Annotated in this window: 6 protein-coding genes and 1 pseudogene; 1 reads left to right on the forward strand and 6 read right to left on the reverse strand. The window is 59.7% G+C overall.

The genetic code is table 11. The features are described 5' to 3' along the window. Nucleotide 1: 1 nt before the first annotated feature. The 6 genes and pseudogenes from AC07V0_RS04955 to putP form a co-directional block, all read right to left on the reverse strand. The gene (locus AC07V0_RS04955) at nt 2-325 is read right to left on the reverse strand and encodes a hypothetical protein (protein ID WP_258614406.1); all 324 of its coding nucleotides are present in this window, start codon (nt 323-325) and stop codon (nt 2-4) included. Nucleotides 326-731: 406 nt separating this feature from the next. After that, entirely contained in the window at nt 732-1,088 is a 357-nt protein-coding gene (locus AC07V0_RS04960) for a hypothetical protein (protein WP_028940182.1), read from the reverse strand. Nucleotides 1,089-1,090: 2 nt separating this feature from the next. Further along, nucleotides 1,091-5,869: pseudogene (locus AC07V0_RS04965) on the reverse strand (RHS repeat-associated core domain-containing protein). Next, nucleotides 5,869-6,606, reverse strand: coding sequence for a DUF4123 domain-containing protein (locus AC07V0_RS04970; RefSeq protein WP_495019459.1), 738 nt, complete (start codon nt 6,604-6,606; stop codon nt 5,869-5,871). The pseudogene AC07V0_RS04965 and the gene AC07V0_RS04970 overlap by 1 nt, the downstream one beginning before the upstream one ends. Next, nucleotides 6,596-8,614, reverse strand: a complete 2,019-nt coding sequence (locus AC07V0_RS04975; RefSeq protein ID WP_495019460.1) for a type VI secretion system Vgr family protein — start codon at nt 8,612-8,614, stop codon at nt 6,596-6,598. The genes AC07V0_RS04970 and AC07V0_RS04975 overlap by 11 nt, the downstream gene beginning before the upstream one ends. Before the next feature lie 253 nt (nt 8,615-8,867). After that, nucleotides 8,868-10,352 carry a sodium/proline symporter PutP gene (gene putP, locus AC07V0_RS04980; RefSeq protein ID WP_018928573.1) on the reverse strand — a complete coding sequence of 495 codons (1,485 nt, stop codon included), beginning with the start codon at nt 10,350-10,352 and terminating at the stop codon, nt 8,868-8,870. Nucleotides 10,353-10,812: 460 nt separating this feature from the next. Between putP and putA the strand changes: the two genes are divergently transcribed. Beyond that, a complete protein-coding gene (gene putA / locus AC07V0_RS04985) occupies nt 10,813-14,766 on the forward strand; it encodes a trifunctional transcriptional regulator/proline dehydrogenase/L-glutamate gamma-semialdehyde dehydrogenase (protein WP_495019461.1) in 3,954 nt (1,317 codons plus the stop codon). The last annotated feature ends 3 nt before the right edge of the window (nt 14,767-14,769 follow it).

A 14,769-nucleotide genomic window follows, 5' to 3' on the forward strand; every position in this document is an offset into this window, starting at 1 on the left:
GTTATTCCGAAGGCCGCGCCCGCAACCGCCGCCCCACCACATCCAGCACATCACACCCATCACGCAATGAAATGGCACAGAGCAAGGCAAAATCACTAAGAATGAAAGATTCACACTCGACCGAACCGCGCATGGACATGTTTTCCAGCACCTGAGTGACGGCGCGAATTCGGTAGCTGGCAGTGTCGGTCAAAATATCCAGCGGCGCGTGGGTATCGACGAATAGCGTGGGCATGTCGGTGCAGTTGCCGGTTAGGGCCATGAAGCGGCTTTTGGGGTGGGGAATTGGTTTTTCGTAGGGTGGGTCGGGGTGAAGATTTTTCATTTTCAAGTTCCAGAGGCAGTAAACAGGAACTGCCATCAGCCTTCCTACAGGCTGGGGTGGCAGCTATGCGCGGGGTAGGAATATCGAGGCCTTTGGAAAACTCGACCACGCCGAAGCGTGCCCGCGCACAACCGCCGCAACTGATATTACGGACGCACGTTAACGGCCGCAAACCAAGCTTCAACGCTAATACATTTCCAACGACTTTGAAGGGTTCCTACACCCCGCCACTGAGTCTTCAGTGACCACCAAAGACTATCGATGGAAAACACTCCACACCAGTTCATGGAAACCGATACGAGTTGAAGGAAACTTCCGACGACCTTGCCCAGAAATTCCGCCAAAAGCATGACAGATTATCAACCCGATAACGTTCGCCTAAGATTTATATCAACAAGACCCAACATTAGAGCTTTACAATTTCAGCTTGATATCGCAACAAACACTCCAAAAGAACCTGCATAAATTTCCGCCGATCCTCAACCTCATCATCAAAGTAAGTAGTTATCTTATCGAAGATCGAATCAAAGCTCTCACCAACCCCCAAATAATAAGTTAACGTATCGATATACCACTCGCGATCACTAGCACTATAGGAAACGAACTCAGGCCTCATAAGTATGTCGAACAGCTCAGCGAGCTCCCCCTCATTATTAACATCCTTAGATACTATGACCTCTTCTCTTTCATCGCTATCTACATTGTCGATATCAAATAGAAAAAGCAGGCCGCGCAAAATTGAAAGCTTTGGGGGACGCTTCATTTTCAAAAATCCGCATAAGTAGTTATTGGAGCACCAGCTCCATTCAATATGGCAACCGCATCTGTTTGCTCCCCAAAACTCCAATCCGCCTCGCTTGTATCCTTCACCAATTTTCTTACCCATATTCATTGGCTCCTTAGATGCCGCGTGACCATTTCGCCTGAATATTAGCTGAGCACGATGAATAGCGTTCAACTGATCTCTATAGCTAATAAAACGTGTTGCGGCACTAGGGATTTTGGGCTGACCAGCCTTCCTTCCGCGTGTGTACCTTTCAATAACGCCAGTTGTGGGGTTCCTTCCCGTCATCACCCGCTGACGTTGAGACTCCAAGCTGGTCTGCTTGCCATGCTTCTCTAGAAAATGAGCACCTTCTGTGGCCTGTTCCATCTCATATAAACGCCGATAAGCATTCGACTCCGCCAGCTCATCAATCCGCGCCCTCCGCTGATCACCTGTCAGCTTCGGCAGCGGCGGCTCACCTTCATCAACCTTAGCGCCAGTCGTATCATCCGGCGCCCCACACCCTGGCTTATTGGGCGGCGGACAATTCCCGCTCAACCCCAACGGATCAACCCAACCCGTTGGATTCGGGGTGTACTGATACTGATTCAGCCCACCCGCCAGCTTGATCGGGTCCGACGTCAGGTACCGACCAACGTCCGGATCATAGTACCGATGCCGGTTGTAGTGCAGACCGCTCTCGGCGTCGAAATACTGCCCCTGGAAACGTAGTGGCTGGTCAAGCTGCTCGCCTCCACCGAGTGCCAGGTCCGTGACTTTGCCGTAGGCGTTGTACTTCGCCGACCAGACAATCTCGCCGCCAAAATCCGTCAGTTCCTGCGGTGTGCCCAGGTGATCGAGCTGGTAGTAGAACGGGCAGGCCTTTTTCGGGCCTTTGCCGTCGAGCATGGCCAGCGGGCGGAAGGTGCCGGGTTCGTAGACGTAGCTGCGGTAATGCTCGCGGCCGCTTTCGGCGACGAGGTTGTCGCCTTGCCAGAAGAATTCGGTGGTGTGGCCGTCAACGGTTTTGGCAATACGACGGCCGAAGGCGTCGTAGCGGTAATTTGAGCAACGACCGTCCGGGGTGGTGACACCGATGAGCCGATGCTGGCAGTCGTAGCGGTATTCGGTGACGAGTTTTTGCGCGGTGCCACGGCGTTCGCGGATCAGGTTACCGAAGGCGTCGTAGTCGTAATGGCGGTCGCCTTGCATCAGCAGGCGATTGCCTTTGACGGTCGTCGGGCCGGGGCGGTCCTGCATCAGCAGGTTGCCGGCGGGGTCGTGGGCGAAGCTTTCCGGTGGGTCGTCGCGGGTGTGGCGGACGCGGGTCAGCCGGTTCAGCGGGTCGTACTGGTAACTGCGCTGGCCGTGGCGGGTGTCGGCGATGTGGTCGAGATTGCCGTTGAGGCTGTAGGCATAGTCGCGGCGGTACAGGCTTTTTTGCTGTTGACTGACGGCGTGGGCCTTTAGCCGGCCCTGTTCGTCGTAGGCATATTCGCTGAGCAGCAGGCCTTGCTGGCGCTGTAGTTCTCGACCGGATTTGTACGTGTGGTTTGTAAGACGTGTGCCATTAAGGTCGATAGCCGTCAGCGCACCACCCTTGGCGTGGTGGTAGTCGAGTTTGCTGCCGTCCGGCAGGCGCAGGCGGTTGAGCTGGCCGCAGGCGTCGTAGCCATAGCGCAGCGTTCCCCAGCCCTGATGCTCGGTGATCAGGCGGTCCTGTTGGTCGTACTCGAACTCCAGCGGGTGATCGTGACCGTCGTCGACGCTGACCAATCGGCCGAGGCTGTCGTAGCGGTATTCGACCTTGATGCCGTCGGGCAAGGTTTTGACTAACAGCCGTCCTTCCGCATCCCGCTCGTACCCGGTAACCAGCTGCGAGCCGTCATCGCCGAATTCGGTTTTCTCCAGCAGATGGCCGTTGAGGTCGTAGACGTAGGCGGTGCGGCGGCCGTCGAAACCGGTTTCCTGTCGGATCAAGCCGTTGGGTGTGTAGTCCAGCCGATAGTGTTCGCCGGATTCGTTTTCGATTTCCGTGAGCAGCAGCTGCGCATTGTCATAGCGGTACTGGAGCTGGGTGCCGTCGGGATTGATCCGGCGGCTGACCAGATGCAGATCGTCGACGTATTCGTAGCGGGTGACGCGACCCAGTTCATCGCGTTCGGCGGTGATCTTGCCGTAGGCGTTGTAACTGAACGCCCGGGTGGCCCCGGTCGGCAATGTCGCCTGGACCAGTCGGCCGACGGCATCCCATTGATACTGGGTGAGCGCACCGTGTTCGTCCTGACGAGTCGTCTGCCGTCCCAGCGCATCGTAGGAAAACGTTCGCTGCCCACCATCTGTTAGTGTTTCCTCAAGCAACTGACCCAAGGCATTCCAGACAAAGACATGCCGACTGGTGTCCGGGTAGCGGACCGACAGCAACCGGCCCTGAGGGTCGTAGTGGTAATGGGTGACCTGACCGTCGGGATCGGTCGCCTCGGTGACATCACCCTGGGCATTGCGCTGGTATTTCCACACCGCCTGACCGCGATAGCGCGCATGCAGGAAACCGTTGCGATACTCGTAGGCCGTCGGTTCGTCTTGCGGTGGAATCAGCGCCACCAGCCGTCCGACGTCGTCGTAACGGTATTCGGTGACGGCCCCCAACGGATCCTGCTCGGCCACCATTCGGCCCTGCTCGTCGTAGGCCTTGAGCTGTTCGCCGCCATCCAGCCCAACCCGGCGCACCAGCCGCGCCCGGTCGTCATGGACGTAAACCTCTTCACTGCCGTCGATGTTCCGGACCGTGACGCTGCCCTGGTCATCCCAGACATAGCGCGTGTCCATCTGCGCAAACGACGCCCAGTGGCGAATACATCTGGCCGCCTTGCCAGACCGTTCCCACTCCCAGAAGAAACTTGCGCCACCGGCCAGTTGCCGCTGCAAAATTACGTGCTGGTCGTCGTAGTCGTAACGCTCGCTTTCCCCGGCGGCGTTGCTCGCTTCGATCAGTTGATCGCGTTCGTCGTAGTGGTAACTGACTAAGGTTTGTTCGGTGTGCCACGCCTCGGCGAGGGCCTGGGCCGGGCGGAAACATTGGTAGTCGACGGCAATCAGGTGGGCGCGGTCGTAGCGCAACAGCAAGGCACGGCCGGCACCGTTGTCGAGGCGCTGGATGCGTTCCTGGCGGTCGCGGGTGATGCGCAATCGGTTGTCGTACGCGTCGCTGATGGCCGTCAGTCGACCGTTGTAAAAGTGGTAGAACCGCACTTCATCACCGGCCTGGGCGAGGATCAGTTCCTCGGGGTCATCGCCGAGGTAAATCGCCGCGCGCGACAGGCTGTTGTGGATCGCCGGGCGTTCGCTGCTCGGCAGCGGGAACGTGGTGCGGCGGTTTTCGTGGTCGATCCAGATGACCTGGTCGCCGTCGATTTCCAGCCGATGGGCGAGCGAATGACTCCAGCCAAAGCCGAGGCCGCAGTCGATCTCGGCGGCGCTGGTGCGATAGAGTCGGGTGAAGTCGAACGGCAGGATGCCGTCCAGCGCACCGTCGGTGAGGGTCAGCAGTTCTTCGCCGGTGACCATCGACACTGGGCAGCCATTTTTGCAGGTCGACGGTGCACAGGTGGCGCTGTCGCCGTTGGGGTTTTTCGCCTGATCCGGGGAGTCGTCGTGGTGTTCGTTTTTTTCAGTGTGGTGTTGCGTTTGGCATCCCAGCGCAGTTGCATCCGGCCTTTTTTCAGGCCCGCCGCAATGCCACGGGCGGCGACTTTTTTGTAGCGGTCGACATAGCCGATGAAGTTATTGATGATCGTGAAAATCGCCTTCACGAGACGCACAACGGCACTGATCAACTGCGCAGCTCGATCAGCCAAACGCATCGTCAGATAGGCGATGCCGGCGCCCGCCCCGGCGAACGTCAGGACGAGGCCAATCAGGATATCGATCAGCAGCTGCACCACCACCATCGACACCGCTTCGGCGGTTTTGCCGGCAATTTCGCTGGGTGGCAGCATGTCCAGCCAGAGGCTGGCGCAGCGCACCAGCAGGCACAGCGCTGCTTCGTCACTGACTAGCAACTGCGCTTTTTCCATGACATCCGGCGCGGTTTTGGCGAGCTTTTCCAGCTCTGCGGCGCTTTCGCCCAACCGCTCTCCAAACTTCGCCGGATCCTTGAGAATGTCTGACAGCAGGCCGATGCTGTCCCACACGCCCTCGATCGCTGCCCAACTGCCCGCTAGCATTCCATTGCCTACAGCCACCGAAGACGATTGCGACCACTTCGGCTTGAACGTCTGCCATTCCTCACGCAGCCAGCTGTCGAGCTCCTTCGTCAGGCCATCGTAGGAAGAGAAAAGATCTTCAACGTGCTGCGGTGTGACTTCGTTGTGAATGTGAATACGGTAGAACTTGCCGGGTGTACCGGTGAACTGTCCCTTACCGTGTTCATCGAGCGTGACCGGCGTCGATTCCCCGCCCTCAACCGCAATCACATCGACCTGAATGTTCCCCACGGGAATGTCATAAACCGATTCGAACTTGCTCTCGATTTCGAGCTTTCCGCCTTTCGGGCACTGCACGACGGTGGAGAGAAAGTCGTCGTCGCCACTGCTCACTACGGTGCTGGTATTGCCGAATCTGATGATCCGTTCCATGCCCATCAGCGACGGCAGATCCACCACATGGCTGGCCTTGTCGGCGGCCTGGTTGAACCAGTGCTTTAGTTGTTCACGGTAGAGGGACAGGGTGTCCGGAAAACTGTCGAGCTCCTGCTCGATGCGCACAATCTGATCCATCAGTCCAGCTCCGTCATCAGGTAATCCACCAACGCTTGTTTCGGTGCATGGGGCAGGTCCGGCGCCTCAAGAAAACTCGCGACCTTGTGCCGCAAAACACTTTCGGAAAACGCTGCGAACAGGTCTGGACGGTCCTCGCTCAACCACTTCAGCAGGTTGTTGATATTCGTTGTCGCGGACTTGGTGGCGAGGTGGTTGAGCAGCGATTCAGATACTTCCCACCAGGGGAAAACCCTGGCGGTTTTCAGCGCACTACCACCGATATCCAGCGGTTGGCCATTGATCAGGCAACGCCCGATCACCGGCATCAGTTGCGCAGCGTTAACCTCGGCAGATTGCAGAATCGGCAGCACATAGCGCCCATCCCAATAGCGGAAAAACACCGCGTTGCCGTTGGGCATCAGAACTTGTGTGAGGCTGCGCAAATGCTCGACCAACGCCTCTTGAGTGGCGCAAGACACCGCCAGCCAACCCCAATCGCGGGACTCAGTGACGGCGACCCAATCCAGAAACTCACTGTCAGCGGTGACGATTCCGACATAGGGCATCACCGCTTCCCACTCGGCGTAGGCAGTGCCGGCCCAGATCGGGCTCGGCGCTTGTGCAGTGATCGAGCGTTGCCAGGTTTTGAACGGTTCAGCGGCACTGGCGCTGCTGAAAATCGCGAACAGTTGCTCCGACGGTTGCAGTGGCTGGCGCTCCAGCCAGGCGCGAGGCGACAAAACATCAGGCAGCACAGACACCGCCCTTGCAGCGCTCGCACTCTTCGCAGAACGGCGCATCGCTTTGCAGGCTGAGAATCTGCGCGGCACTGAGCAGCGCCGCCGGGGCTGCTGCAAGTTTCAACGGCATATCCGGCAAGCTCGGCGCGGAAGCCATGGCCGCCATCGGTGCCCCACCGACCTGAATCGGCACGCTGCTGAAAATCCCGCCGGGGCCGATGTTGATCCACTGCCCGCCCGCCTGAATGGTCGCGCTGGCGCCGCCGTCGATGACCACTTGTTGGCCGGCGCTGACGTGGAATTGCTGACTGGCATTGAGGGCTTGATTGCTCACGCGAATGTGCCGATCGCCGACCACCACCAGGTGATCGTCCAACCGCACTTCGGTCTGTCGCTGGCCATGGGTGATGCGCTTTTCGTCGGCCTTCAACTCATGGCGGGCGGTGCCGGTGACGACGATGCTGCGCTGGTTATCAACCTGCACCTGTTGATCGTTAAGGACGTGCTGAGTCCAGTTGCGCTGGGCGCGTAGGTAGATTTCCTCGGCCCCTTTGCGATCCTCGATGCGCAATTCGTTGTAACCGCCGCCACCGGGACTGCTTTGGCTGCGGAAAATACTGCGGGTCTTGTCCGCCGGCAGATCGAGGGGCACAGGCGTCGCGGCGTTGGGCAGGCAGCCCATCACCAGTGGCTTGTCGGCATCGGCATCGATAAACCCCACCAGCACTTCCATGCCGACGCGCGGAATCATCACGCTGCCGTAACGGTCATGAGCCCAGCCAGTGGCGACGCGAAGCCAACAACTGGAGTGTTCGTTGAGCTGACCGTCACGGTCCCAGGCGAGCTGAACCTTGACCCGACCGTACTCGTCGCAATGGATTTCGCTGTCCGTCGGGCCGGTGATTACGCCGGGTTGATAGCCGAGCATCCGTGGCTTTTCCGGGCCCAGCGGTGGGCGAAAAGAAACGTCCCACGGCGTCGCCAGAAACGTATTGCGATAGCCCTGGAAATCATCCGGGCTGTCGCTGGTGGCTGACTCCTCCAGTACCTGCGGTTGACGGCCGCGGTGTTCTATTTCGGTGATCAACCACAGGTCATTCCACGCCTGACGCGGGTGTTCGGCCAGGTATAGGAAATGCCCGCTGACCAATGCGGATTCATCGCCGCGACCTTCGGCCTGACGGTAATCCGCGCTGTGCCGCTCCAGCGCTCGCTGAGTCAGGTGTTTGCCGTGTTCACGGTCGGTGAATTGACCGGGAAAGTGGTAGTCCTCCAGCGCCGGCCGCTGTTCGCTGTCGAGGCGGCTTTCGAGTTGCAAACGCGGTTTCTGGAAGTCGTAGTCGCGACGGGTGACTGCGGTGGTCCGGGTTTCCAGCCGTACATTGAAACGCTTGATCGCCGGCGCATCCGCAGCCATCCCGCTGCCCGGCAGGTACAGCGTCGGTTCGGGCAGACGGGGGAAAACCGTCTGATCATCGCCGAACACCAACAGGTGCCCGTCGGGGCTGTGCTGGAAGTGATAGTGAATGCCGACCTCGGCACACAGGCGCTGGATGAACGCCAGATCGCTTTCAGCGTATTGCACGCAGTACTCGCGATCGGGGTAGTCACTGCCGAGCCGGAACTCGAAGGCGTCGCGCTGGATGCCGTGGTCCTTGAGGATTTGCGTGATGATCGTCGGCACACTTTTGTGCTGGAAGATCCGCTGATTGATACGCCGGTCGAGATACGCCAGACGCGGTACGAGACTGATCTGGTAACCCGTCAGACGGTGCCCGGAATCGCTTTGGCCGACGCGAAAGATCTGACCATGAATACCGGAACCTTGCGCATCGAAACTCAGAAACGCCTGACGATGCAGCAGGCTTTCGAGCTCTATGTCGGGTCGCTCACTGACCAGTTCCAGGTCAAAACGGTAGGGTTGGCTGATGGCTTCCTTGCCCGTGAACTCAAGCACCTTGAGCTCATTCTGGACGCCGTCGAGGGTCAACGTGAAACGCGGTTGATTGGCAGGCGCGAACATCCGATGTGTCTCTGCAGAATGAAGGCGGGCGATTCTGCATGAGCGACAAGGGGTGTTGATGGAGGGACAAGGAAATCAGATTTACCCTGCTTTTTTAGGGATTTTTCCTTCAAAAAACTGGATAAAGCACTACAGACATTCCTGTCAGAAGCACCACCAAACAAATGTGGGAGCGCAAAAAAACGGCCCGCCTCCAAAAGGAAGCGGGCCGTTTTCATGTTCGGCGAAAGGTCAGAGCATCAGCTCATCCCCCTCACTGGTTCAGGCGGAAATCCTTTTCGGCTGCAGCGAAGCGCGAAAGCATGCCGCTGGTCGGTGCGCCCATTTTGCTGACGATGTAGATCGCCAGGCTGGCGAAGATGAAACCAGGGATGATTTCGTACAGGCCCAGCAGTTCGAAGTGTTTCCAGACGATCACAGTGGTCGCGCCGACCAGGATGCCGGCCAGTGCGCCGTTGCGGGTCATGTTTTTCCAGATCACGGAGATCAGGACAACTGGACCGAACGCAGCACCGAAACCTGCCCAGGCGTAGCTGACCAGGCCCAGTACACGGTTTTGCGGGTTAGCCGCCAGAGCGATAGCGATCAGCGCAACCAGCAGCACCATGGCACGGCCGACCCAGACCAGCTCAACCTGGGAAGCACTTTTACGCAGGAAGGTTTTGTAGAAATCTTCGGTCAGGGCGCTCGAGCACACCAGCAGTTGGCAGCTCAGGGTACTCATCACCGCCGCCAGAATGGCCGACAGCAACACACCGGCAACCCATGGATTGAACAGGATTTTTGCCAGTTCGATGAACACACGCTCGTGGTTTTCGCTCACCGGCAAGGCCAGGGCTGGGTTTGCCGAGAAGTAAGCAATGCCGAAGAAACCTACGGCGACGGTGCCGCCCAGGCACAGGATCATCCAGGTCATGGAGATGCGACGAGCGTTGGCGATCGACTTGACCGAATCCGCCGCCATGAAACGCGCCAGGATGTGCGGCTGGCCGAAGTAGCCAAGCCCCCAGCCCATCAGCGAAATCACGCCGATGAAGGTGGTGTTTTTCAGCATGTCGAAGTTGCTTGGGTCTTGCGCTTCAATGGCCAGGAACGTGGTGTCGATGCCGCCAGTGGCCAGCAGCACGATGATCGGCGTCAGCAACAGGGCGAAGATCATCAACGTGGCTTGTACGGTGTCGGTCCAGCTCACCGCCAGGAAACCACCAACGAAGGTGTAGGCAATCGTCGCCGCTGCACCGGCCCACAGCGCTGTCTCGTAGGACATGCCGAAGGTGCTTTCGAACAGACGGGCACCGGCCACGATGCCGGAAGCGCAGTAGATGGTGAAGAACACCAGGATCACGACCGCGGAGATGATCCGCAGCAGGCCGCTTTTATCTTCGAAACGGCTGGAGAAGTAGTCCGGCAGGGTCAGCGCATCGCCGTTGTGCTCGGTCTGCACACGCAGACGGCCGGCGACGAACAGCCAGTTCAGGTAAGCACCGACGATCAGGCCGATGGCGATCCAGCTTTCGGAAAGACCGGACATGTAGATAGCGCCCGGCAGGCCCATCAACAACCAGCCGCTCATGTCGGAAGCACCGGCAGAGAGTGCGGTCACGACGCTGCCCAGGCTACGGCCGCCCAGAATGTAGTCAGAAAGGTTGTTGGTGGAGCGATAGGCCATGAAGCCGATCAGCACCATTGCTGCGATGTAGATCACGAACGTGATCAGGGTTGGATTGCTTACGCTCATTGAGTTACGCCCTGGCATTGTTTTTATGTAGCGGCGGCTGGTGAACCGCTCGCAAACGATGACGTTTGACAGACGATTCGGGGGCCCGCGCATTTATGACTGATGTTTCCCCAGGAAAGCCATCAGCCGGTGCTCCGATTTTTTGACCGGTTGCACCTTGGCCGCGAATGCTATTCAACAATGCAAATAAGGTGCAACCAGTTTCGTTCGAATAAGTTGCACCTAATCGGATTTACCTGAAAACAGTTGGTTTTTGCTCCTTTTTAGGGCGTTTTCCGGATTGCGCTAGAAGTAAAAGCACCAAGCAGGAGCGGTCCGGGTGTACCAGAATTTATTTCCTGACGAGCTGCTTATTATTCCGGCAAAAAAAGGGTTGCACCCGGTTGCACCTCAACCAGCGCACAGCTAATCTTGCCGTCAGCTGATGCCACGCGGTCGTGGCAAACATGAGGATAAAAATATGGCTACCACCACCCTTGGGGTCAAACTTGACGACCCGACCCGCGAACGCCTCAAGGCCGCCGCGACCTCGATTGATCGCACACCGCACTGGCTGATCAAGCAGGCAATTTTCAATTACCTGGAAAAACTCGAGGGTGGTGCAACCCTGTCCGAGCTGAACGGTTTGAACGGCAAGGAAGTTGACGAGGCGGGCGAGGTCCACGTCGATCACGCGCACCAATGCTTCCTGGAATTCGCTGAAAGCATCCTGCCGCAATCGGTGCTGCGCGCTTCGATCACCGCCGCCTACCGTCGCCCGGAACCCGAAGTGGTGCCGATGCTGATCGAGCAGGCGCGCCTGTCGGCACCGATGGCCGAGGCCACCAACAAGCTCGCCGCCTCGATTGCCGAGAAACTGCGCAATCAGAAGAGCGCCGGCGGCCGTGCGGGGATTGTTCAGGGCCTGTTGCAGGAGTTTTCCCTGTCGTCCCAGGAAGGCGTAGCGCTGATGTGCCTCGCCGAAGCGCTGCTGCGCATCCCGGACAAAGGCACTCGCGATGCCTTGATCCGCGACAAGATCAGCACCGGCAACTGGCAGCCACATCTGGGCAACAGCCCGTCGCTGTTCGTCAACGCCGCCACTTGGGGCCTGTTGCTGACCGGCAAACTGGTCGCCACCCACAATGAAGCCGGACTGACCTCCTCCCTGAGCCGCATCATCGGCAAGAGCGGCGAGCCGATGATCCGCAAGGGCGTCGACATGGCCATGCGCCTGATGGGCGAGCAGTTCGTCACCGGCGAAACCATCGCCGAAGCCCTGGCCAACGCCAGCAAGTTCGAAGCCAAAGGCTTCCGCTATTCCTACGACATGCTGGGTGAAGCCGCCCTCACCGAACATGACGCCCAGAAGTACCTGGCCTCGTACGAACAAGCCATCCATGCGATCGGCAAAGCCTCCCACGGTCGCGGGATTTACGAAGGCCCGGGCATTTCGATCAAGCTGTCCGCCTTGCACCCGCGTTACAGCCGCGCCCAGTACGAGCGCGTGATGGACGAGCTGTACCCGCGCCTGCTGTCGCTGACCCTGCTGGCCAAGCAATACGATATCGGCCTGAACATCGACGCCGAAGAAGCCGACCGCCTCGAGTTGTCGCTGGATCTGCTGGAGCGCCTGTGCTTCGAGCCGCAACTGACCGGCTGGAACGGTATCGGCTTCGTGATCCAGGCTTACCAGAAGCGCTGCCCTTACGTGATCGACTACGTGATCGACCTGGCTCGCCGCAGCCGTCATCGCCTGATGATCCGCCTGGTGAAAGGCGCGTACTGGGACAGCGAAATCAAACGCGCCCAGGTCGAAGGCCTGGAAGGCTATCCGGTGTACACCCGCAAGGTGTACACCGACGTGTCCTACATCGCCTGCGCGCGCAAACTGCTGTCGGTGCCGGAAGTCATCTACCCGCAATTCGCCACGCACAACGCCCACACGCTGTCGGCCATTTACCACATCGCTGGCCAGAACTATTACCCCGGCCAGTACGAGTTCCAGTGCCTGCACGGCATGGGCGAACCACTGTACGAACAGGTTGTAGGCAAAGTGTCCGAAGGCAAGCTGAACCGTCCGTGCCGCGTGTACGCTCCGGTCGGCACCCACGAAACCCTGCTGGCGTATCTGGTGCGTCGTCTGCTGGAAAACGGCGCGAACACCTCGTTCGTTAACCGCATTGCCGACCAGTCGATTTCGATTCAGGAACTGGTGGCCGATCCGGTGGCCAGCATCGAGCAGATGGCCACGCTGGAAGGCGGTTTCGGCCTGCCGCACCCGCGCATCCCGCTGCCACGTGACCTGTACGGTGCCGAGCGCGCCAACTCCAGTGGCATCGACATGGCCAACGAACACCGTTTGGCATCCCTGTCGTGCGCCCTGCTGGCCACCGCGCACAACAACTGGAAAGCCGCGCCGATGCTCGGTTGCGCCTCCAGCACTGAAAGCCCTGCGCCAGTCCTGAACCCTTCCGATCTGCGTGACGTGGTGGGCCATGTGCAGGAAGCCACCGTCGAAGACGTCGACAACGCGATCCAGTGCGCCTTGAATGCTGCGCCGATCTGGCAGGCCACGCCGCCGGCCGAACGCGCCGCGATTCTGGAACGTGCCGCCGATTTGATGGAAGGCGAGATCCAGCCGCTGATGGGCCTGTTGGCTCGCGAAGCCGGCAAGACCTTCGCCAACGCCATCGCCGAAGTGCGTGAAGCGGTGGACTTCCTGCGTTATTACGCGGTGCAGGCGCGCAACGATTTCACCAACGACGCCCACCGCCCGTTGGGCCCAGTGGTGTGCATCAGCCCGTGGAACTTCCCGCTGGCAATCTTCAGCGGCCAAGTCGCTGCCGCACTGGCCGCTGGCAATCCGGTACTGGCCAAGCCTGCCGAACAAACCCCGCTGGTCGCCGCTCAAGCCGTGCGTCTGCTGCTCGAAGCCGGGATTCCGGAAGGCGTGCTGCAACTGCTGCCGGGCCGTGGCGAAACCGTCGGTGCCCGCCTGGTCGGCGACGATCGGGTCAAAGGCGTGATGTTCACCGGCTCCACCGAAGTCGCGCGCCTGCTGCAACGCAACATCGCCGGTCGCCTGGATGCCCAGGGCCGTCCGATCCCGCTGATCGCCGAAACCGGCGGCCAGAACGCGATGATCGTCGACTCCTCGGCACTGACCGAACAAGTCGTCATCGACGTGGTGTCGTCGGCGTTCGACAGCGCCGGTCAACGCTGCTCGGCGCTGCGGGTGCTGTGCTTGCAGGAAGATTCCGCTGATCGTGTCATCGAAATGCTCAAGGGCGCCATGGCGGAATGCCGTCTCGGTAACCCGGAGCGCCTGTCCGTGGACATTGGCCCGGTGATCGACGCCGAAGCCAAGGCCGGCATCGAGAAGCACATCCAGGCCATGCGCGACAAAGGTCGCAACGTGTACCAGGTGGCGATCGCCAACAGCGAAGAAGTCAAACGCGGCACCTTCGTCATACCGACCCTGATCGAGCTGGAAAGCTTCGACGAGCTGCAACGGGAAATCTTTGGCCCGGTGCTGCACGTGGTGCGCTACAAGCGCAAAGACATCGACCAACTGATCGGCCAGATCAACGCATCCGGCTACGGTCTGACCCTCGGCGTGCACACTCGCATCGACGAAACCATCGCCAAGGTGATCGACAACGTCAACGCCGGTAACGTCTACGTCAACCGCAACATCGTTGGTGCCGTGGTCGGCGTGCAACCGTTCGGCGGCGAAGGCCTGTCGGGTACCGGTCCGAAGGCCGGTGGTCCGCTGTACCTGTACCGCCTGCTGTCGACGCGTCCTACCGATGCGATCGTACAATCCTTCGCTCGCGGCGACGCTATCGCAGCGCCGGACGTGCGTCTGCGTGATGCCATGAGCAAACCGCTGACCGCGCTGCAAGCCTGGGCCGACAGCAACAAGCTCACGGACCTGAGCGCCCTGTGCGTGCAGTTCGCGGCGCAATCGCAAAGCGGGATCACCCGCGTGCTGGCCGGCCCGACCGGCGAGCGCAACAGCTACGCCATCCTGCCGCGCGAACACGTGCTGTGCCTGGCGGACGTCGAAGGCGATCTGCTGACTCAACTGGCGGCGGTATTGGCCGTCGGCGGCTCGGCGGTGTGGCCGGACGCGGAACCGGGCAAGGCCTTGTTCGCACGTCTGCCGAAAGAAGTGCAGGCACGGATCAAGCGGGTGGCCGACTGGACCAAGGACGAAGTGGTGGTTGATGCCGTTCTGCATCATGGCCATTCCGATCAGCTGCGCGCGGTGTGCCAGCAAGTGGCCAAGCGGGCGGGGGCGATTGTCGGGGTTCATGGTTTGTCCCAGGGTGAAACCAACATTGCGCTGGAGCGCCTGGTGATCGAACGGGCGTTGAGCGTAAACACCGCCGCGGCGGGTGGTAATGCCAGCTTGATGACTATCGGTTAAACC

Source organism: Pseudomonas sp. GW821-FHT01E10, assembly GCF_059422365.1.

What these genes read in the sequence shown, in the direction of transcription:
- AC07V0_RS04955 (WP_258614406.1), bottom strand. Translation starts at nt 325, where the DNA reads ATGAAAAATCTTCACCCCGACCCACCCTACGAAAAACCAATTCCCCAC.
- AC07V0_RS04960 (WP_028940182.1), bottom strand. Translation starts at nt 1,088, where the DNA reads ATGAAGCGTCCCCCAAAGCTTTCAATTTTGCGCGGCCTGCTTTTTCTA.
- AC07V0_RS04975 (WP_495019460.1), bottom strand. Translation starts at nt 8,614, where the DNA reads ATGTTCGCGCCTGCCAATCAACCGCGTTTCACGTTGACCCTCGACGGC.
- putP (WP_018928573.1), bottom strand. Translation starts at nt 10,352, where the DNA reads ATGAGCGTAAGCAATCCAACCCTGATCACGTTCGTGATCTACATCGCA.
- putA (WP_495019461.1), top strand. Translation starts at nt 10,813, where the DNA reads ATGGCTACCACCACCCTTGGGGTCAAACTTGACGACCCGACCCGCGAA.